General features: G+C 32.1%; 19 protein-coding genes. 9 read left to right on the top strand and 10 right to left on the bottom strand.

The features are described from left to right. Nucleotides 1-382: OmpA family protein (locus tag ACVC43_RS08475; protein WP_452224074.1), on the top strand; the 382-nt coding region annotated here is incomplete at its 5' end. A 140-nt stretch (nucleotides 383-522) separates the two neighbouring features. Here ACVC43_RS08475 and ACVC43_RS08470 read toward each other — a convergent pair. After that, complete coding sequence (locus ACVC43_RS08470) at nucleotides 523-2067, bottom strand: Rne/Rng family ribonuclease (RefSeq protein WP_452224073.1); 1545 nt, start codon at nucleotides 2065-2067, stop codon at nucleotides 523-525. A gap of 371 nt (nucleotides 2068-2438) precedes the next feature. Beyond that, complete coding sequence (locus tag ACVC43_RS08465; RefSeq protein ID WP_452224072.1) at nucleotides 2439-2729, bottom strand: HU family DNA-binding protein; 291 nt, start codon at nucleotides 2727-2729, stop codon at nucleotides 2439-2441. 133 nt (nucleotides 2730-2862) lie between these two features. Here ACVC43_RS08465 and mutY point away from each other — a divergent pair, with 133 nt between their 5' ends. The 4 genes from mutY to gldD all read left to right on the top strand — a co-directional run bounded on the left by mutY (nucleotide 2863) and on the right by gldD (nucleotide 6424). After that, a complete protein-coding gene (gene mutY / locus ACVC43_RS08460) occupies nucleotides 2863-3903 on the top strand; it encodes an A/G-specific adenine glycosylase (protein WP_452224071.1) in 1041 nt (346 codons plus the stop codon). Between the two features lie 93 nt (nucleotides 3904-3996). Next, complete coding sequence (locus tag ACVC43_RS08455) at nucleotides 3997-4440, top strand: single-stranded DNA-binding protein (RefSeq protein WP_452224070.1); 444 nt, start codon at nucleotides 3997-3999, stop codon at nucleotides 4438-4440. A 16-nt stretch (nucleotides 4441-4456) separates the two neighbouring features. Further along, nucleotides 4457-5761: a gliding motility-associated protein GldE gene (locus ACVC43_RS08450; RefSeq protein ID WP_452224069.1), complete on the top strand. Its 1305-nt coding sequence runs from the start codon at nucleotides 4457-4459 to the stop codon at nucleotides 5759-5761. Between the two features lie 63 nt (nucleotides 5762-5824). Beyond that, entirely contained in the window at nucleotides 5825-6424 is a 600-nt protein-coding gene (gene gldD / locus ACVC43_RS08445) for a gliding motility lipoprotein GldD (protein ID WP_452224068.1), read from the top strand. A 424-nt stretch (nucleotides 6425-6848) separates the two neighbouring features. Here gldD and ACVC43_RS08440 read toward each other — a convergent pair whose 3' ends face one another. Beyond that, a complete protein-coding gene (locus tag ACVC43_RS08440) occupies nucleotides 6849-8213 on the bottom strand; it encodes a TlpA family protein disulfide reductase (protein ID WP_452224067.1) in 1365 nt (454 codons plus the stop codon). A 32-nt stretch (nucleotides 8214-8245) separates the two neighbouring features. Then, entirely contained in the window at nucleotides 8246-11593 is a 3348-nt protein-coding gene (mfd, locus tag ACVC43_RS08435) for a transcription-repair coupling factor (RefSeq protein ID WP_452224066.1), read from the bottom strand. A gap of 146 nt (nucleotides 11594-11739) precedes the next feature. Here mfd and ACVC43_RS08430 point away from each other — a divergent pair, with 146 nt between their 5' ends. Then, nucleotides 11740-12171, top strand: a complete 432-nt coding sequence (locus tag ACVC43_RS08430; protein WP_452224065.1) for a TerB family tellurite resistance protein — start codon at nucleotides 11740-11742, stop codon at nucleotides 12169-12171. 33 nt (nucleotides 12172-12204) lie between these two features. Here ACVC43_RS08430 and ACVC43_RS08425 read toward each other — a convergent pair whose 3' ends face one another. From ACVC43_RS08425 to fbp, 6 genes are all read right to left on the bottom strand, one after another. Then, complete coding sequence (locus ACVC43_RS08425) at nucleotides 12205-13731, bottom strand: ATP-binding response regulator (protein ID WP_452224064.1); 1527 nt, start codon at nucleotides 13729-13731, stop codon at nucleotides 12205-12207. A gap of 67 nt (nucleotides 13732-13798) precedes the next feature. Continuing rightward, nucleotides 13799-15322 (bottom strand): ATP-binding protein, encoded by a 1524-nt coding sequence (locus ACVC43_RS08420; RefSeq protein WP_452224063.1) that lies wholly within the window; start codon nucleotides 15320-15322, stop codon nucleotides 13799-13801. Between the two features lie 22 nt (nucleotides 15323-15344). Then, nucleotides 15345-15836 carry a Rab family GTPase gene (locus tag ACVC43_RS08415; RefSeq protein ID WP_452224062.1) on the bottom strand — a complete coding sequence of 164 codons (492 nt, stop codon included), beginning with the start codon at nucleotides 15834-15836 and terminating at the stop codon, nucleotides 15345-15347. Continuing rightward, nucleotides 15823-16641 carry a cell envelope biogenesis protein OmpA gene (locus ACVC43_RS08410; RefSeq protein WP_452224061.1) on the bottom strand — a complete coding sequence of 273 codons (819 nt, stop codon included), beginning with the start codon at nucleotides 16639-16641 and terminating at the stop codon, nucleotides 15823-15825. Before ACVC43_RS08410 ends, ACVC43_RS08415 begins: the two co-directional genes overlap by 14 nt. Nucleotides 16642-16656: 15 nt before the next feature. Further along, entirely contained in the window at nucleotides 16657-17010 is a 354-nt protein-coding gene (locus ACVC43_RS08405; RefSeq protein ID WP_452224060.1) for a fructose 1,6-bisphosphatase, read from the bottom strand. A 60-nt stretch (nucleotides 17011-17070) separates the two neighbouring features. Then, entirely contained in the window at nucleotides 17071-18075 is a 1005-nt protein-coding gene (gene fbp, locus ACVC43_RS08400; protein WP_452224059.1) for a class 1 fructose-bisphosphatase, read from the bottom strand. Nucleotides 18076-18265: 190 nt separating this feature from the next. Here fbp and ACVC43_RS08395 point away from each other — a divergent pair, with 190 nt between their 5' ends. From ACVC43_RS08395 to ACVC43_RS08385, 3 genes are read left to right on the top strand one after another with little or no spacing between them, the layout of a single operon-like run. Next, a complete protein-coding gene (locus tag ACVC43_RS08395) occupies nucleotides 18266-18748 on the top strand; it encodes an N-acetyltransferase family protein (protein WP_452224058.1) in 483 nt (160 codons plus the stop codon). A gap of 32 nt (nucleotides 18749-18780) precedes the next feature. Then, nucleotides 18781-20031, top strand: coding sequence for an aspartate kinase (locus ACVC43_RS08390; protein WP_452224057.1), 1251 nt, complete (start codon nucleotides 18781-18783; stop codon nucleotides 20029-20031). A gap of 43 nt (nucleotides 20032-20074) precedes the next feature. Then, nucleotides 20075-21889 (top strand): GNAT family N-acyltransferase, encoded by a 1815-nt coding sequence (locus tag ACVC43_RS08385; RefSeq protein WP_452224056.1) that lies wholly within the window; start codon nucleotides 20075-20077, stop codon nucleotides 21887-21889. The last annotated feature ends 8 nt before the right edge of the window (nucleotides 21890-21897 follow it).

Genomic DNA, 21897 nt, shown 5'->3' with positions numbered 1-21897 from the left:
AATTATTGAGCAGGAACGAGTAGTACTTAAGCCTATTTATTTCGATTTCGATAAATCTAACATAACCGCACCAGCAGCCTTTGAGCTGGACAATCTGGTACAGGTAATGAACAAGTATCCAAACATGGTTATTTACGCCACCTCACATACAGATATAAGAGGCTCAGACAGCTACAACGACCGCTTATCAGACCGTAGAGCGAAAACCACAGTACAATACGTTATCTCTAAAGGTATTGATGCCTCACGTATTTCTGGTGCAGGAAAAGGTGAAAGAGAATTAGCTGTAGATTGTGGTAATAATTGTACAGACGAACAACACCAACTCAACCGTCGCTCGGAATTTATAATTACAAGTGGTGGTCCTAATGATAATAATTAAATAATATATTACTATTAAAATAAAAAGCGACTGTATGGTCGCTTTTTATTTTGAGAATTTGTATTTACAGAAAAAGTATAATTTTTAAGTAGGTGACAATTAAAACCAAAAAAACCACATCTTTCGATGTGGTTTTTTTATTATTTAATTTCATTACCATTTTTATCTAAAAAATGATATTCTAAGTATGTGTAAGCATCTCTAGGTTGAATTTTAACCCATTTTTTGTGTTCAAAAAACCATTTTGAACGTACAGATGGAAAGCCTTTTGTTAAAAAGGCTGCTATAAAAGGATGTGTGTTTAAAGTTACCTTTTTATAGTCTTTTTTAAATATTTGTTCAAGTTGCTGAGTAATTTTTTGCACTAATATTATTGGTGCTTCAACCTCTTCGCCACCATTACCATTAGGGTTTTCCTCTCTGGTTTTAATGTTCATTTCTGGTCGTACTCTTTGTCTTGTAATTTGAATCAATCCAAACTTACTTGGAGGTAATATTTTGTGTTTGGCTCTATCATCTTTCATTTCATCACGAAGATGATTATAGAGTTTTTTTCTGTTTTCAGCTTTATTTAGATCAATAAAATCTACTACAATAATGCCTCCCATGTCTCGAAGGCGAAGTTGTCTGGCAACTTCGGTAGCAGAAATTAAATTAACTTCTAAGGCTGTGTCTTCTTGGGAATTAGCTTTATTAGATCTATTTCCACTGTTTACATCTACAACATGTAAGGCTTCGGTGTGTTCTATAACTAAATAGGCACCTTTTGCCATTGAAACCGTTTTTCCAAAAGCGGTTTTAATTTGTCGTTCTACTCCAAATTTTTCAAAAATTGGAACATTAGATTGATGTAGTTTGACTATTGATTCTTTTTTTGGTGCAATTTCCTGCACATAATCTTTAATTTGAATGTAAAGCGCTTCATCATCTACATGAATGCCTGTAAAAGAGTCGTTAAATATATCCCTTAACATTGAAGAGGCTTTATTTAACTCACCCAGAACTTTTGTAGGATGGTGTGCTTTATGTAGCTTTTTACACATTGCGGTCCAACGACCAAGCAAATTTTGTAAATCTTTATCTAATTCTGCTACTTTTTTGCCTTCGGCTACTGTTCGTACAATAATACCGAAACCTTTTGGTGTAATACTTTTTACCAAACGTTTTAGTCTGTCTTTTTCTGCTTTATCTTCTATTTTTTGTGAAATAGAAATACGGTCGCTAAAAGGGACTAATACAATATATCTACCAGCAATAGAAAGCTCGGAGCTTATTCTTGGGCCTTTTGTAGATATAGGTTCCTTTACAATTTGTACCAACATAGATTGGTTAGATTTGATTACGTTGGCAATTTTGCCATCTTTATCAATATCTTTTTCAAATGGAAAATCTTTTAAAGAAAAGTCTTTTAATTTACCTGTGCTTACACGTTTTGTGAATTGTAAAAGGGAAGATATTTTTGGACCTAAATCATGATAATGCAAAAACGCATCTTTTTCATAACCTACATTTACAAATGCAGCATTAAGTCCAGGAACAGCTTTTCTAATTTTGGCGATAAACACGTCGCCAACAGCAAAGTTGTTACTATCTTCCTCCTTATGTAATTCAATAAGTTTTCCATCTTTTAATAAGGCAAAATCAACACCTTCAGAATTAGATCTAATAATCAATTCTTTATTCATACTGTTAATTTTAATCCATTATACTATTGGGTATAACAGATGGATTATACATTATTTTATCTGGCATATTTACCAGAAATGATGTCTTACGCAAATAAGACATTCACAGGATTTTTTTTCGAAATCCGAAGAACTTAAAGTTCGCGCAAGGTTAGTGCGTATTTTTTAAGTTCGTTTTCAAAGAACATTTTTTTTAATAAACCAAAAAAGTAGTTGTTATAACTACTTTTTTGTATTATTTTTTCTTCTTGTGACGATTAGCGCGTCTTCTTTTTTTACGCTTATGCGTTGCAACCTTGTGTCTCTTTCTTTTTTTACCACTTGGCATAAGATGTCTGGTTTTAAATTAATAATTCGTTTTATGTTGTAAATTACTTTACGTCAACATTAGTTTTTACACCTTCTACAAAAACTTTTGCAGGTTTAAATGCTGGTATATTATGTGCTGGAATTTTAATGGTAGTATTTTTTGAAATATTTCTACCTGTTTTCTCAGCTCTTGTTTTAACGATGAAACTTCCAAAACCACGTAAGTAAACATTATCTCCACCTTCTAAAGATGTTTTTACTTCTTCCATAAATGTTTCTACTGTTGCTTGAACGTCTCCTTTTTCTATTCCTAATTTCTCAGAAATTTTTGCTACTAAATCAGCTTTAGTCATTTTTTTCTTATTTGGGTTATTATTCTTTTAAGGGTTGGCAAATATAGGCATTTAAATTTCAATATTTCAAACCTAATTCATTAAAATTTAATGCTATAAAGATTTACTTTTGCAAATGAAACTTATTCTGTAAATGGATGTAACGAAAAAATTAATTAGCTGGTATTCAAGCAACAAAAGAGATTTGCCTTGGCGAAATACCCAAAATCCATATTTTATTTGGCTGTCGGAAATTATTTTGCAGCAAACACAAGTGGCTCAAGGCTTGCCTTATTATCAATTATTTATCACTAATTTTCCAACGGTTTATGATTTGGCTAATGCAGAAGAGTCACAAATTTTAAAATTGTGGCAAGGGTTAGGGTATTATTCTCGTGCAAGAAATTTGCATGCTTCGGCAAAATATATAGTTAATGAATTAGATGGACAATTCCCTAATACTTTTAACGACATAATAAAATTAAAAGGTGTTGGCGATTATACCGCAAGTGCAATTGCGTCTATCTGTTTTAACGAAGTAACACCTGTTGTAGATGGAAACGTTTACAGAGCTTTGTCTAGAATTTATGGTATAGACACTCCTATTAATACAAGCAAAGGATTTAAAACGTTTAAAACTTTAGCCGAAGCGTTAATAGATAAAAAACGGCCTGCAACGTTTAATCAGGCAATCATGGAATTTGGTGCCAGACAATGCAAACCTAAAAACCCAGATTGTAATATATGTGTGCTTAACGATACATGCGTTGCACTTGAAAAAGGCAACATTGAAAATCTCCCTGTAAAATTGAAGCCTTTAAAAGTTAAGAAAAAACACTATAACTTTATAGTTATACTTTCTAACGATGAAAAAACTGTTTTAGAAAAACGTGAAGGCAAAGGGATTTGGCAGCATTTATACCAATTTCCTTTAATTGAAACACAAAGGTCTGCCACGGTTTTAGAAATTGAAACAGCATTGGAGAGTGTTTCAGTTTTAGAAAAAAAGGAATATGTTGTGTCGCTATATAACGAACAGGAGATTATTCATAAATTATCACATCAGCATTTATATACTAAATTTTGGATTGTAAGTGTATATGATAGCCTTCAAGAAGGTGTTTCAGTAAAAAAAATAAATAAGTATCCTGTGCCAATTTTAATAGGTAATTTTATTGAAAGCTTTAATTTTTAATCGTTTAAGGTACACTAATCTTTCTTTTTTTATTAATTTTAAGTTTATCTACAGTAAAAGAGTAATTTTGTTATTTATAATACTAAGTAATTTATGTCTGGAACATTAAATAAAGTGATGCTTATTGGGCATTTGGGAGACGAAGTTAAGATGCATTATTTTGAAGGTGGTGGTTGTGTTGGGCGATTTCCGTTAGCAACGAACGAAACCTATACGAATAAGAGCACCAATGAACGCGTTACAAATACAGAGTGGCATAATATTGTTTTAAGGAATAAAGCTGCCGAAATTTGCGAAAAATATTTAACTAAAGGCGATAAAGTTTATATAGAAGGTAGAATAAAAACCAGAAAATGGCAAGACGACCAAGGTAACGATCGCTACAGTACAGAAATTCAAGGCACCGAGTTTACCTTCCTTTCCACCAAGAAAGATAGTGAAGCCAATACGAATGCAAATACTGCAACACCAAAACCTGCAGAAACCAAACCAGAAGCTACTGGTAAAGCAGAAAGCGATGACGATTTACCATTTTAATCTAAACCTATAACCATTGGATCCTGAACCCACGAGTTTATTTTTAAACCTTTTAGCCTTAGATTTTTCTGCAATTTCGGGCTTTATATTGCTATTTGTATTATTGTTTTGTTCGGCATTAATTTCTGGAGCAGAAGTAGCATTGTTTTCGCTTACGCGTACAGATTTAGAGAGCGAAGAACAACAAGCAAACAAATCGATACAGATAATAACGAGACTACTTGAGAGACCAAAAAAACTTTTAGCTACCATTTTAGTGGCTAACAATTTCATAAACATTGGCATCGTTATTTTATTCGCCTTTTTAGGGAATTTTATATTTCAGGGCATTACCAATGCTATTGTAAAGTTTGTTGTAGAGGTTGTGGTTGTTACCTTTTTAATTTTACTTTTTGGAGAGATTTTGCCAAAGGTTTATGCAAGCAGAAATAACTTAAAGTTTGCTTCCTTTATGGCATACCCTTTAAAAGTTTTAGACTTTGTATTTTCACCATTAAGTTTACCAATGCGTGCCATAACACTTGGCATCCATAATAAATTAGGCAGACAGAAATCTAACCTTAGTGTCGACCAATTATCACAGGCATTAGAACTTACAAGTGAGGAAGACACCACACAGGAAGAGCAAAAAATATTACAAGGTATAGTCTCTTTTGGTAATACCCATACCAAACAGGTTATGCGACCACGTTTAGATATTTTTGCTATTAATATGGAGCAAAAATACGAAGATGTTATTCCAGAAATTATTGCTAATGGTTATTCCAGAATTCCTGTTTATAAAGATAATGTGGACAATATTGAAGGCATACTTTACGTAAAAGATTTATTGCCATACATAGACAGGCAGACTTTTGACTGGACTACCTTATTAAGAGACCCGTTTTTTGTGCCTGAGAATAAGAAATTAGACGATTTAATGTCGGAATTCCAAGAGAAAAAAGTCCATTTGGCAGTGGTGGTAGATGAGTATGGAGGGACTTCTGGTTTAGTATCTTTAGAAGACATCATTGAAGAAATTGTTGGAGATATTAGTGATGAATTTGATGATGAAGATGTACATTATTCTAAGTTAGACGATAAAAACTACGTGTTTGAAGGCAAAACAGCGTTAAAAGATTTTTATAAAATTTTAAAACTGGAAGAAGAAACTTTGTTCGAAGATAAAAAAGGAGATGCCGAAACATTAGCTGGTTTTATTTTGGAAATTTCTGGAAGCTTTCCGAGGCAAGCAAGTAAAATAAATTTTGAAAATTACGTTTTTACAATAGAAGCATTAGATAAAAAACGAATTAAACGTGTAAAGGTTACAATGCCTTAGTTGATAAAAGAAGACACTAAATGTTATTTAAGACTGAAAACTGCTACTAAGGCTGAAAATTTTATGAAACAAATCTATAAATATATAGCTTTAATATTACTTTTAATTGGATTGATTACTTCTTGTACCGAGGACCCAACGCCAAAACCTAAAGCATTTTTAGCATTAGAATATCCGGATGCACTATATAAAACTGAAGATATTACTAAAATGCCTTTTACTTTCGAGCGTAATGCCTTAGGTAAAAATATAAGAACCAAAACGCTAAAAGGAGAGACCACTAGCTATGGTATTAACATAGAATATCCAACCCTAAAAGGAACCATTTACATTACTTACAAAGCTATAGAAGGTAGTGAAAAATTGTTAAACACCTATTTAAAAAACGCACAAAACTTTACCCAAGAACACACACAAAAAGCCGATGCAATAGAGGAGTTTGTTTACGAAAACCCAGACCGTCGTGTGTATGGTATGTTCTACGATGTTGGTGGAAATGCGGCTTCACAGTCCCAATTTTATGTCACCGATAGTATCAATCACTTTATAACAGGCTCCTTGTATTTTTATGCCAAGCCTAATTATGATTCTATATTGCCTGCAGCCAACTATTTACAAAAAGATATCAGGCGTATTATGGAAAGCTTGGAGTGGAAACAATAAGTATATTTAATTTAATACAATGTAATTGGGTAGACAGATTACATATATATTGTAATGCGAGCCAATGTTTTACAATTGATAATCTAAAAAGATAAAATATTACTCCATTTTAAAAGATATATGGTTAACGTGGTAACTGCACCACTAATCATTATTATAAAATGCCAGAAATACATTCTTGATACCCAAGTCTTACGCGCTTTTCTGCTATATTCTTTACTATAAAAGCCATTGAATAACTTCCAAATAAGAAAAGTAATTATTGAAAAGAGTGCTATTGCTATTATCCAAATTTTTATCATTCTGTAAAATAAAAAATCTTTCTCACTTATTTCTAACAAATTTCTCTAATGGTCATCAGAGGTCATTGAGCATAAAAAAAGCGAAGTATAAAACTTCGCTTGTGAATTATTTTAACAAAAGATTACTCTTTTTTCTCTGTCTTTGTGTCTTTTTCTTTTTGCAAAGCATCAAAATACTTTTTAAAAGCAACAACATCATCTGGTTTTGCTATAATTTTTTTGTCTTTATCTAATACAAAATAGCTTGGAGTACCTGTTACGTTATATTGATCTCCAATTGGGTTTTCCCATTTACCTTCACCAAATACGTGTATAAATTCTGGGTAGTCATAGGTTAAATCTTTCCAACGATACAAATCGTTATCTAAGGCTATGGCAACTACCTGTATGTCTTCTTTCGTTTGGCTCTTTATGTAGTCCTTAAGAACAGGGATCTCATCTAAACAATGAGAACATGTTGTACTCCAAAATAAAACCAAATAGTTATTAGAACCTTCTAATTTGCTTAATTTAGAGACTTTAATTTTATCATTTTTATCTTTTACTTCTAATTTAAAATCTGGCGCAGTATTTCCTGTCGAGGCGTTTTTAAAATAGATAATATTGTTTGCTAATTCGTTGTCGTTATTAGCGCGTGCAATAGCTAATAGGTACTTAGAACCAATATAATTAGTAACGGTTTCATTATTTTCTGCAGCAAATTGATTCCATAAAATCTTTAGAAGTGTTCCTTTAATTTCTGGATTATTACCAATAGCTTCGACCACTGTATCTATATTTTCCATATAAGAAGCGTCTGGATTGTTTCTATCTACAAAACCAATAACATAATCTATAGTGGTTTTTATTAAAAAGTTTGAGTTTTGCAGCGTTTCGTTCCCAAAATCAATATTAGAAAAATAGTTGGATTTTACATTTTTAGAAAACGTCGCCACATCTTCTATGCTGTTAGGTATGTATGGTCGGCAGGCTTTTATAAAATGACTAACTATCATCCCTTCTGAGGCCTTTTCGAACTCATTTTGTGTACGTTTTAAAATGTTGAAAATTTCAAAATACCCTTTTTTATCTTCTTTGCCTGTGCCGTAATAGTTGCGTATACTTTTATTAACCATAGCCATACTTCTATTGTAAGCATTGTATAGTTTATTCTCTCCAGATTTATCGAAAGTAAGGCCTTTTTCGAGATCGAATTTTAGTTCAATATCTTCTTTGTTGCTTACTATTAAATCGAAATTATATTGGTCTTGAGGTTGTGCATAAACTATACGATAAGTTCCTGGGATAGCATCTTCTTTTAAGGTAAACATAAATGTTCCATCTTTGGCAACATCTGCATTATCTACAAACAATGCTGTTTTTGCAGTTACACGGTATAAGAAGGCAAATTTAAATTCTTCGGGAGGTGAAAAGGTGCCTTTAATGGTATGTTGCGCAAATAACATTGAAGGCAAAATAGCGAGTAAAAAAAGTAATTTTCTATTCATTTTTAATAGTTTTAATTCCATAAAGACAAAAATTAAGCCAAAATTGGTTTTAGAGCATTTAGAGCTTGTTCTACTGTTTTTATGCCTTCAAAGGTAAGTAATAATCGTAAACCATTTCTGGTTTGTTTTTCTTTCATTTTTCCGGCAGTTGGCTTACGCTGTATGTATTGTAATATTTTTGTAAAGTTATTACTTTGGTAGAAATTGCTTTGCTGATCGTTAATAAAATAACCAACCAGTTTTCCTTTTTTCATTATTACTTTTTCTAAACCTAATTTGGTAGCCACCCATTTAAGTTTTACACTATTTAACAAATCTACTACTTGTGTTGGTAACTCTCCAAAGCGGTCTATTAATTCGGTTTCAAATTTGGCTAATTCTTCTTCCGTTTTAAAATTATTAAGCTGGGTGTAGAGGTTTAATCTTTCGGTAATATTATTTACATAATCGTCTGGGAAGAGCAGTTCTAAATCGCTGTCTATTGTAATGTCTTTTACATATTCTTTAGTTTCTGGATCTTCCTCATACAAATCTTTAAACTCGTTTTCTTTAAGTTCTTCAATTGCTTCATTTAATATTTTTTGATAAGTATCGAAGCCAATTTCGTTTATAAACCCACTTTGTTCTCCGCCTAATAAATCGCCAGCACCACGAATTTCGAGATCTTTCATTGCGATATTAAAACCGCTTCCTAGAGCAGTAAACTGTTCTAAAGCTTGTATGCGTTTTCTCGCATCGTCTGTCATTGCCGAGTATTCTGGTGTAATAAAATAGCAGAATGCTTTTTTGTTACTACGTCCCACACGACCTCGCATTTGGTGTAAATCGCTAAGTCCAAAATTGTTGGCATTATTAATAAATATAGTGTTGGCATTTGGAACATCGAGTCCGCTTTCTACAATGGTTGTACTTACCAAAACATCGAAGGCACCTTCCATAAAAGAGAGCATTAAAGTTTCTAGTTTTTTGCCTTCCATTTGCCCATGGCCAATACCAATTTTAGCGTCTGGCACCAAGCGCTGTATCATACCAGCGACTTCTTTTATATTTTCAATACGATTGTGGATAAAGAATATTTGTCCGCCACGCTGAATTTCGTAACTCACAGCATCGCGAATAGCCTCTTCATTAAAACGAATAACATGACTCTCTATAGGATAACGATTTGGTGGAGGTGTTGTAATAACCGATAAATCCCGTGCTGCCATTAAACTAAACTGAAGCGTTCTTGGAATAGGCGTAGCAGTTAAGGTTAGCACATCTACATTGTCTTTTAAAGTTTTTAACTTTTCTTTTACTGCGACACCAAATTTTTGCTCTTCGTCTACAATTAACAAGCCTAAATCTTTAAATTTTACGTTTTTATTTACCAATTGGTGTGTGCCAATAATAATATCTACGTGTCCTTTTTGCAGCTTTTCTAAGGTTTCTCGTTTCTGTTTTGCAGTACGAAAGCGATTAACGTAATCTACAGTAACCGGAAACTCCTTTAAACGCTCTGTAAATGTTTTATGGTGTTGAAATGCTAAAATAGTTGTTGGCACTAAAACAGCCACTTGCTTGCCATTATCTACCGCTTTAAAGGCGGCACGAATAGCAACTTCTGTTTTACCAAAACCTACATCGCCACAAATTAATCGATCCATTGGACGCTCGCTTTCCATATCGGCTTTTATATCTGCCGTAGCACTACTTTGGTCTGGTGTATCTTCGTAAATAAAAGAAGCTTCCAACTCGTGTTGTAAGTAGCTGTCTGGCTTGTATTGGTATCCTTTTTCTAATTTACGTTTAGCATATAGTTTTATTAAGTTAAAGGCTACGTGCTTAACTCTGGATTTTGTTTTCTCTTTTAGTACTTTCCAAGCTTTACTTCCTAATTTGTAAACCTTTGGTGGTTTGCCATCTTTACCATTAAACTTAGTAATTTTATGTAAGGAGTGAATGCTTAAATACAAGACATCGCGTTCTCCATAAACCAGCTTTATAGCTTCTTGTTTTTTGCCTTCTACATCTATTTTTTGAAGTCCGCCAAAACGACCAATACCATGATCGATGTGTGTAACGTAGTCGCCAATGTCTAAATTAGTTAACTCTTTTAATGTAATGGCTTGCTTTTTGGCATAACCATTTTTAAGATGAAATTTATGGTAACGTTCAAATATTTGGTGGTCTGTATAAACCACTATTTTATTGGTATGGTCCACAAAACCCTGAAACAGAGATAGTGTGATGGTCTGGTATTTTACATCTTGCTCCACATCATCAAAAATATCGTGGAAACGCTTGGCTTGCTGCTCACTTACACAGGCAATATAATTAGTAAACCCGTTATTATGATTGCTGTTTAAATTATCTATTAGTAAATTAAACTGCTTGTTAAAGGCTGGCTGTGGTGTGGTATTAAACACAATTTCTTCTTGTGTTTTTAACCAAGATTCTGTACCACATTCTATTACTTTAAACTCTAAAAGTTGTCTTTTCAGTAAATCTGAATTGCAAAAAAGCTCGTCTGGTTGTGCGTGTTTTACTTCGATAGAAAGGTTTTTAAAGGCTTCTTCTGCTTTAGCGAAAAAATCATCAATTCGGGAAAATAAAAGATCGACGTTTTTAGTGAAAACAACTGTCTTTAAAGCTATATATTTTAAGAAACTCTCACGCGACTCTTCTAAAAATTTCTTTTCAACATTTGGAATAATGCCTATTTTTTTAATCTGCTCGTTTGAGAGTTGTGTTTCTACATCGAAAGTTCTAATACTATCAACTTCGTCTCCAAAAAATTCAATTCTATACGGTTCGTCGTGAGAAAATGAAAACACATCCACAATACCACCTCGTACTGAAAATTCACCAGGTTCTGTAACAAAATCAACACGTTTAAATTTGTACTCGAAGAGTACTTCATTAACAAAATCGATATTTAAATCGTCGCCAACGTGTATTTTTAAAGTGTTACGTTCCAGTTCTTTTCTGGTCACTACTTTTTCAAACAATGCATCTGGATAGGTTACAATTATAGCTGGTTTTTTACGCGAGTTAATACGGTTTAAAACTTCGGCACGAAGCAGTACGTTGGCATTATCGGTTTCTTCAATTTGGTAAGGTCTTCTATAACTTCCAGGATAGAATAGAACATCTTTAGTATTAATAAGTTGCTCTAAATCATTGAGATAAAAAGCAGCTTCTTCTTTGTCGTTAAAAACTAAAAGAAAAGGTTTTGTGTCTGTTTTAAAGCTTTCGGCTATTACGAATGAAAGCGCGGAACCAACGAGTCCTTTAATGTGCGTTTTATTCGATTTTTCTTGAGTTTGGGCAATGGCAGTTTGCAGTTTTTGCAGTTGCAAAGACCGTGCATAAGTTTGCGAGATAAGCGATTTGCTCACGTTTTAAAGTATTGGAAGGCAAATATAAGGGTTACATTTATAATTTGTAATATCCTATTGCTCAATATTAGCCAAAAAAAGAAAGTTTTCATTTTAAAACATTTTAAGATTAACTATCTTTGACGCACTAAAAAATTAAAATATATATGTCATTTTCAGATTTATTCGATAGTGGATTTAAAAAGCGTAACGAAGACCATTTTGCCTCTATTGTAAGAGTGGCTATGGACGATGGAATTATTACTGAGGACGAAAAAGCGTTTTTGGATCGTTTAGCGAGAAATTTAGGTATTAGCGAAGGCGATTATGCTCAAATTTTACTGGATTACCAATCGCACCCAATTAATCCACCTCATTCTTACGATCAACGTTTAGAACGATTGTACGATTTGTCTAGAATGGTTTATGTGGACCATATTAAAGGGGATCGAGAAGAGATTTTATTGAGAAAAATAGGTGTTGGTTTAGGGTTTACACCAGAAAATGTAAAATACGTTGTAGATAAAGCCTTGACTTTGGTTGATAACGGTGTTGATTTAGATACATTTATAGAAGAAATTAAAGGAATGAATAAATAAAATGTTCATCTTTTTAAAAAATAAAGCAAGCGATTAAGCTTGCTTTTTTTGTTGAATGTATTTTATTTTACGTAAAATTTCTTCTTTATTAAACGGTTTTCCAATATAGCTATTTATTCTACGCTCTTTACAATAGTGCTCTTCTTCTTTAGATGGGTTTTCACTTATAACAACAATAGGTATATTGTTAAAGTGCTCAAGATTAGAATGCCTGATATAGCGTGCCGTATCCAGTCCATCCATGGTTGGTAATTTAAGATTTAATATAACTAAGTCGAAAGGAGATTGATGAAGCTTTTGTATTACATGGTCACCACTGTCTACAATAGTAACACCAATGTTTTTTAATTTACTTATAATATTTAAAAATTCAATTTGGTTTTTTTCTAAAGGCTCTGCTAATAAAATTTTATAATTTTGATTTGCATCTTCTAAAACATGTTGCTGAGTTGGCTGAGTATCTTTCTGATTATTTGCAATATCAAAATCTAAAGTTACTTTAAAAGTACTTCCTTTACCATATTCACTTTTAAGTTCTATTTTACCATTTAACGCATAAACTAATTTTTTAGTAATGGCAAGGCCTAAACCAAAACCGTCATTATCGATTGAATTGTTTACCTGATAAAACCCATTAAAAATTGAATTTATCTGCTCGTTTTCTATACCAATTCCAGTGTCTTCTACACTTAATAGTAAAGTAGCTTTTTCATTATTTTTAGTAACGCAAGAGACACTCAAATTTACAGTTCCAATTTGAGTAAATTTAATAGCATTGCCTATTAAGTTGTTAGCTATTTGAGTTAATCTATATTTATCTCCAACTACATATTTTGGGCATTCTGTATCAAGATTAAAGTTGAAATTTAGATGCTTTTTTTCGCACTTTTTACCAAATATTTTAGCTAATATGTTGAGTTCTTCGTGTAGGTTAAAACGCATGTTATATATTGAAAACTGGTCTGTTTCAATTTTAGATATATCAAGAATATCATTAATCATAGTTTTAAGTTTATCATTAGTGTCTTTAATGATATTAAGATTGTAACGTTGCTTTTGTTCTAAATTAGTATTTTCAAGAAGCATAGAAAAACCATTAATAGTATTAACAGGCATTCTAATTTCATGACTAAAATTTGTAATAAAATTATTTTTAAAAGTCTCTTTTTCTTCTAATAAATTATTTTGCTGGTTTAACAATTGCGATTTTATTTCAGCTTCATTTCTTTTTTGTGCTGCTTTTTGGTATAGCACATATTGTTTGGTTAATTCATGAAAAACAAAAGCCGCAGGTTCGTTTTTGCCATGGGTATATAGCGTAGCATCTATTGTGTAGTGTTTGTTTTCTATTTGAAGATTAATACATTCAAAATTAAATACTTGATTGTATTCTGGTAGTATATCTATAAGGATATAGAAAAAAGGATGTAAGTCGCTTATGAGTTTGTTGTTAACGTTTTGAAAGATTATAGATTCTGAATCTATAATAATACCTGTATCATTAATTAAAAGAATTTGGTTAGTGGTTTCTTTATAAGAAATATTGTATTTCTCAATCATATTTTATAAGTAGATGGTTAGGGGCTTTAAATATACGCATAAAATTATAAAGAAAAATAATTTCACGCTACTTAAGATGCTGTCTAATAACGTCTAATAATTGGGTTTCATTAAAAGGCTTTTTTAAAACAGCGTTTATTCCTGCCTTCTTGTAACGGTTTAAATCTTCTTTAAATACCTTTGCAGTCATTGCAATTATAGGTACTTTTCTTTGATGTCTTTCGGGTAGTTTTCTAATTTGCTTTGCGATGTCATCACCACGGTATTCTTTTAGTTTAATGTCCATTAAAACTAAATCAATTTCGTTTTCTACACTAGATATTCTTGCAATGGCATCTTCTGGATTGCTAACTATGTCTAAGAAATAATGACCTTGAGAAGCAAGGATTTTTAACACAGCAAGTTGTGTTATTTCAGAATCTTCAACTAATAGAATACTGTGTTTTTTTGTTATATTAAGTGGCTTTAAATTCTGGTTTCTATTGGTTTTAAGCTCTAATGAAGGATTCGCCAAAAAATTAATATTTGTAGAAAATGAAGAGCCTTCTCCATATGTAGAGTCTATAGTAATTTTACTATTTGTTAAGCCTACTAAATGTTTAACAATGGCGAGACCTAGTCCCGTTCCTTTGTGGTTTTCATCATTATTTAGCTGATTAAAACTTGTAAAAATTGCTTCAAAATTCTCTTTTTTAATACCAATGCCAGTATCTACTACTTCGAAATGGATGCTAGCTTTTTGTGCTCTTATTTGGTTTAACGAAACATTAAAAGTAATACTACCTTTATTTGTAAACTTAATAGCATTTTCGAGTAAGTTGTTTAATACTTGTCTAAGGCGTTTAGCATCACCTCCAACAATTTTTGGTAGTTTTTCGTCAAAATTATGTTTGAAAGCTAAATTTTTTTGTTCTGCCTTAATTTTGTAATTATATTTAATTTCATTTAATAATTCTATAAAATTAAATGGTTCTATTTCAAGTTCAAGTTTTCCAGATTCAATTTTAGAGATGTCTAAAATATCGTCAATCATTTTTTTTAAAAAATTTGATGACGAATTTATAATTTGAATATAATCCTTTTGTTGTGTATCTAAATCTGTTTTGCTTAATATATCAGTAAATGTTAGAATTCCAGTAAGAGGATCGCGGAGTTCGTGACTAAAATTAGCTATAAAAATGTTTTTAAAGGCCTCTTTTTCTTTTAAAAAAGTATTTTTTAATTCCAGAATTTCCGAATTGATAATACTTTCATTTTTGACTTGAGCAGTTGTTTGATAATTATTATAATGCACAGTTAAATCATGTATAATTATTAACGGTTTTTTTTCAGCGTCAAAAGTTTGCAGAATAATATCTGCAGTAATTTCTTTATTATTAATTTTTAAATGAACACATGAGAATACAGTCTCTTCATTTTCCATGGATAGTAATGGTAAAATGGTTTCAAAAAACGGATGAACATCTATTATGCTTTTATTTTCAATTTTAGAAAACAAAGTATGGTCAGATTTTACTATTAAACCGTTATAATCAACAATTAGATATTGAATAACCTGTTTAATGTATTTTTCTTTGTATTCTTTAAGCATTACTTGGCTGGTTTTTACCTTATTAAATAAGTGATGCAGCTAATTTAGAGAAAAGAAAATCAACTTTATTTCCTGTTTTAGCGCTAACGTACAAATCCGTTAAACTGCCAAAATTATCGTTGTTTTGCTTTAAAAAGGCCTTGGTAACTAAATCTTCTTTATTACCAATAACCATAATTGGAGTGTTTTTCTGTTTTTCTTTAAGGAAAGTTAATTCAGATTCTAAGTTTAGATACGTAGCAGATCTGGATACATCGTAAACATAAATAAAAGCATGAGTGCCTAATAAATAAGAGAGCCTAGTGTTATTAATGTCATCGTTACCTTCTAAATCCCAGATAACTAAAGAGACATCTTTGCCTTTTTCGGGGATTTCTATATTTTTCTTAAAAATATGAACACCAATAGTTACTTTATAATCTTCTGTAAAGGTGTTTTCTACAAAACGTCTTATTAAAGACGATTTGCCAACACCAAAATGACCAATTAGTACTATTTTTTTAGATACTTTCATTGCCGAAATATAACTTTAATTTTTTAGAAAAGGAGTCCTTGTCTTCCAAATCTTCTTTGTTAATGTAGTTTTTAGCGAAGTCAAAAAGTTTGTCTTCTAATTTGTCTTTAAACAATATGTTAAAAGGCCCAGAAATAACAACAGCTATGTAATACGATGAGAAATTTTGAAGATGTATATGGAAGGTATTGTATTCTATATATTGTAATTCTTGGTCGCTTTTTTCAAAAGCATCTTCTGCAAAGCTTTTTATTGCTGTAAGCATGCCAGAAACCATATCCTCGTCAATCGCTTGTGTTTTTGAATATTCTGAAATTATTATCCCAGAACCTTTTTCAATAACCATAATTTGCTCAACTATTGGCTGTGCCAGTTCTTGTAAAATTAAATCGCCTTCGCTTACACCAGTTCTTTTAGATTTAAATTTGCGTTTCAAGCCTTCAAAAGTAAAAGCGCTATTCATTTTAGCGTTAATTTGCTCAGATAAAATTTGCATTTCATGTTGTACATATTTTTTAATCATTTTTCCAATTATTGGAAATAAGGCTTCTACAACAGCATCTTGCGAATTTTTAATTTCAGTTTTTAGAGCTTCGGTAATAGTTGGACCTAAGGTTTTAGGTATTTCAATTACAAAATTGTTGAGCTTTTCATCGATAATAGGGTTTACGCGCTCAGACAGTTTATTCTGTTTATTAATTACCTCTTCAACAATTCTTAATTTTTCTTCGACTTTTTGGGCATACTCACGCTCATCTGTTAATAAGATGTCTTTTAAAATAGAAAGTCTTTCGTCTTGATTCATGGCGTGAGAATCAAATTAGTTACTTATTTTCTCGCCAAGTTTAATGAGTAGGTCGCCAAATAGTTTGCGGTCTAATTTCTTTTCATCTAAAGCGTCTGCCTTGTCTTCAAGAGTGTTTTCAAGTTCGGTAATTCTAATATTAATATCTGTGCTTAGGTTATCTATATTTTGAAGTAACTCTGCCTTAACATCATCTATTAAATTTTCTAATTCCTTTTTCTTATTGAGAATATCTTTTTTTACAGCTTCAAATTCATGATTATACTCTTGGATATTTTCACCAAAAATAAGCTGTTTAATCGCATCTATTTTAGAAGTAGGATCATTTGCGATTGTATGTTCAGGTTTAGATTTTTCTTTCTTTGCCATTGGTATTTAGTTTGTTGGGAAAGGGTAAAAATAACAAAATTAATTAGAATAGGATACTATTTAGACATTTTGCATAAACTCTTCGGCTTTTTCCACCATATTTTTGCTACCGCAAAAAAACGGTACACGTTGGTGTAACTCTGTAGGTTCAATATCTAAAATCCTTGTAAAACCGTCACTGGCTTTACCGTGAGCTTGTTCGGCTATAAAAGCCATGGGATTACATTCGTACAATAAACGTAACTTTCCATTAGAATTCTTCGAGCTTTTCGGGTACATATAAATACCACCTTTTATCATATTTCTGTGAAAATCTGATACTAAAGAGCCAATATATCGTGAAGTATAAGGCCTGTCTCCTTCTTCTTTTTGGCAATATTTAATATAATCTTTAACGCCTTGCGGGAAGTTATTATAATTACCTTCATTTACCGAATAGATATTTCCGTCTTCAGGAAACTTCATGTTTGGATGCGATAAATACAGGGTGCCCAAAGCAGGATTCAAAGTAAAACCATTTACACCGTGACCAGTAGTATAAACCAACATTGTAGAGGTCCCATATACTACATAACCAGCTGCTACCTGCTGGTTTCCTTTTTGAAGAAAATCGTCAAGAGTTACAGGAGTACCTACTTGAGTTACACGTCTATAAATTGAAAAAATTGTACCTACAGAAACATTAACATCGATATTAGAAGAGCCATCCAGTGGATCTATTAACACCACATATTTATTCTGGTTATTTTCATCTTGGCTATTAATAGAGATAAAATCGTCTTCTTCCTCACTTGCAATACCACAAACAATATTTCTATTTGTTAAGGTTTGAATGAATTTTTCATTGGCATAAACATCCAACTTCTGCTGGTCTTCACCTTGAATATTTGTATCGCCAGCAGCGCCAATTATATCTACCAAACCGGCTTTATTAACCTCATGATTTACTACTTTTGCAGCAAGCCTGATGGAGTTAATTAATCTTGATAATTCACCCGATGAGTATCTAAAGGAAGACTGGTTTTCAATTATAAATTCGCCTAAAGTTTGATTTTTTCTCGACATAATGTAAGGAAGTGATTTTTTGCAAATATCGCATTTTTAAATAAACTATAACGTTTTCGTAAGTTTAAATATGTAACATTATTTTACTTTAAGTTATATTTGATTTGTAATTGGGTTTATTAATAAAAAATAAGTCTAAACAAAGTTTTTTTAATAAACCGTATAACCTGACTAAAAACAAAATACACACATGAGTTTTACCATACGTTTAGCAAGCAAAAACGATATGCAATCTGTTCTCGACTTAATAAAGGAACTCGCTATTTTTGAAAAAGAACCAGATGCGGTAGAAGTTACGATTAATGACCTTGAAAATGATGGTTTTGGACAAGAACCAAAATTTACCTGCTTTGTAGCAGAACGTGATGCTACAATTTTAGGAGCTGCTTTGGTATATATGCGATACTCGACCTGGAAAGGCCAAATATTACATCTTGAAGATTTAATTGTAAAAGAAAGTATGAGAGGTAGCGGATTGGGTACAGCGCTTTTAGATGAGGTTGTTAAATTTGGACAAAAATTAGGTGTAAAACGCATAAGCTGGGAGGTTTTAGATTGGAACGAACCTGCAATAACCTTTTACGAGAAAAAAGGAGCCGACGTTAAGCGCGACTGGGATGTGGTACACTTAAACGAAGAGGCAATTAAAAATTATATAGCAAATATTAACTAAAAACAGATTCCCATTTTTTATGGGCCATAAATATGAGAGTATTTAAGTTTGGAGGCGCTTCTGTAAAAGATGCCAATGGCGTAAAAAACGTTATTAAAGTATTAGAAAAAGTAGGACACGAAAACACGCTTATTGTTGTATCTGCAATGGGAAAAACCACCAATGCTTTAGAAGTTGTTATCGATAAATATTTAAACGACAACGATGCATTTAAAGCAGAATTACAAACCGTAAAAACCTACCATGAACAAATAATGGTAGATTTGTTTGGCAATAATCAACATGCAGTTTTTAGTAAGGTTGATGCGCTCCTTACCGAGCTTTTACAGTTTTTCTCAAGCAATAAATCGCCTAATTACAATTATATATACGATCAAGTTATTGGTTACGGCGAATTGGTATCCACAACTATTATAAGCGAGTACCTAAATCATAAACATATAAAAAACACATGGTTAGATGTTAGGCAATGCATTAAAACCGATGACTACTATCGTAGGGCTAACGTAGATTGGTTTAAAACTCAGGAGATTATCTCTAAAAAAATTAAACCATTAACATTGTATATAACACAAGGTTTTTTAGGAAGCGATAATAATAATTTTACTACAACCTTAGGCAGGGAAGGTAGTGATTACACAGCTGCTATTTTTGCGTATTGTTTAAATGCGCAAAGTGTTACTATTTGGAAAGATGTGCCAGGTGTATTAAATGGCGATCCACGTTTTTTTAAGCACACACAATTATTAAATAATATCTCTTACACAGAAGCTATCGAATTAGCCTTCTATGGTGCTTCGGTAATTCATCCAAAAACCTTGCAACCATTGCAACGTAAGGAAATTCCGTTGCATGTAAAATCATTTTTAAATCCAGAAAATGCAGGAACAACAGTTAATAAGTCTCAAGGAATTGAGCCTAAAGTGCCTTGTTTTATTTTAAAACAGAAGCAAGTTTTAATCTCTTTATCTACCTTGGATTTCTCGTATATCGTTGAAGAAAATATAAGCGAAATTTTTAATCTGTTAGCTTTATATAAAATGAAAGTAGATGTCATTCAAAACTCGGCAATTAGTTTTTCGGTTTGTTTCGATAATACTTACAATAATTTAGAAAAGCTCTTACTTCATTTAAAAGCCAAATTTAAAGTTAAATGCTACGAAAACGTTTCATTATATACTATTAGGCATTATAATGAGGAGTCGATTAAAAATTTAGAAAAAGATAAAACGGTGTTACTAAAGCAGTTATTTCAAGAAACCGTTCAAATTGTAACTCAATAATCTATTGCTTACATTTGTAAGCTTAAAACCAGAAAAACCAACTATGTCTTTAGTCACTGCAAAAGAAGTTTCAAAAGCGATACATCTCGATAAGTATGGTGTGTTAGGAACTTTTATAGGCTGGATTTTAATGAAGGTTTTAAAAATCTCTACGCTTAATAAAATTTACAATCGTAATAAGCATTTAAGCAACATCGAGTTTTTAGATGCTATTTTAGACGAGTTTCAAATTAAATTTGAAATCCCGGAAGAGGACCTTAAAAGATTACCAAAAGATGGTGCATATATTACAGTATCTAATCATCCTTTAGGTGGCATAGATGGTATTCTTTTATTAAAATTAATGGTAGAACAACGAGACGATTTTAAAATAATCGCTAACTTTCTTCTGCATCGTATAGAGCCGATGAAGCCATACATTATGCCTGTTAACCCTTTTGAAGATCGTAAAGATGTAAAATCAAGTATTGCGGGATTTAAAAATGCAATTACACATTTAAGAAATGGGCATCCTTTAGGGTTATTTCCAGCAGGAGAAGTTTCTACTTACAAAGATGGCAAATTAATGGTCGATAAACCATGGGAAGAAGCAGCTATGAAATTAGCACAAAAAGCAAATGTGCCTATTGTTCCTATATATTTTCACGCTAAAAACAGTAAGTTATTTTATAAGTTATCGAAAATTAGCGACACGTTTAGAACAGCCAAATTACCTTCAGAATTACTAACACAAAAACACAGAACTATTAAAGTTCGTGTTGGAAGACCAATTAGCGTTAACGATCAAGACGAGCATACAACGTTAGAAGATTTTACCGATTTTATAAGACGTAAAACCTACATGCTTTCTAATACTTTCGAGCCTAAAGGAAAAATAATTAGCAGTCTTTCGTCCAGTTTAAAACTACCTAAAATTCCTAAAAAAATTGTTACGCCTGTTGCACAGGAAACCATGCTAAAAGAAGTAGAGGCGCTTAAAGCAAACGATAAACGCTTACTGGTAAGTAAAAATTACGAAGTATATTTAGCACCTGCCAATGCCATACCAAATATACTTAGAGAAATAGGAAGACTCCGCGAAATAACTTTTAGAGAAGTAGGAGAAGGTACAAACGAAGCCATAGATTTAGATCAGTTCGATGCGTATTACCACCATATGTTTTTATGGGATAATGAAGCCAATATACTGGCAGGCGCTTACCGAATGGGTTTAGGATCTCAAATTTTTGCCCAGTTTGGAATTGATGGGTTTTATCTTCAGGATTTATTTCGTTTTGAACCAGAACTGCACAAAATGATGAGCGAATCTATAGAGTTAGGTCGCGCTTTTATTATTAAAGAGTATCAGCAAAAACCAATGCCTTTATTTTTACTTTGGAAAGGCATTGTACACACTACATTACGTTTCCCGGAACATAAATATTTAATTGGTGGTGTAAGCATTAGCAACCAGTTTTCAAACTTCTCAAAGTCGTTAATGATTGAGTTTATGAAATCGCATTACTACGACCCTTACGTGGCGCAATACGTGCACCCTAAAAAGGAGTTTAAAGTAAAACTAAAGGATGCAGACAAAGACTTTGTTTTTGATGCTACTGAAGCCGATTTAAATAAATTTGATAAGATAATAGACGAAATTGAACCAGGCGCATTAAGATTACCCGTTTTGCTAAAAAAGTATATAAAACAAAATGCCAGACTGGTGGCTTTTAATGTGGACCCATTATTTAATAATGCTGTCGATGGTTTAATGTATATTAAAATTGCCGATCTTCCCGAAAGCACCGTACGTCCTGTAATGGAAGAATTTCAAGCCGAATTAGAAAGTAAATTTCCTGGAACTTCTTCTGAAGACTAATTTTTTTG

This window comes from Lacinutrix chionoecetis (assembly GCF_053604665.1).
The sequence above is the reverse complement of the archived record's forward strand: the minus strand, read 5'-3'. Positions and strand labels throughout refer to the sequence as shown.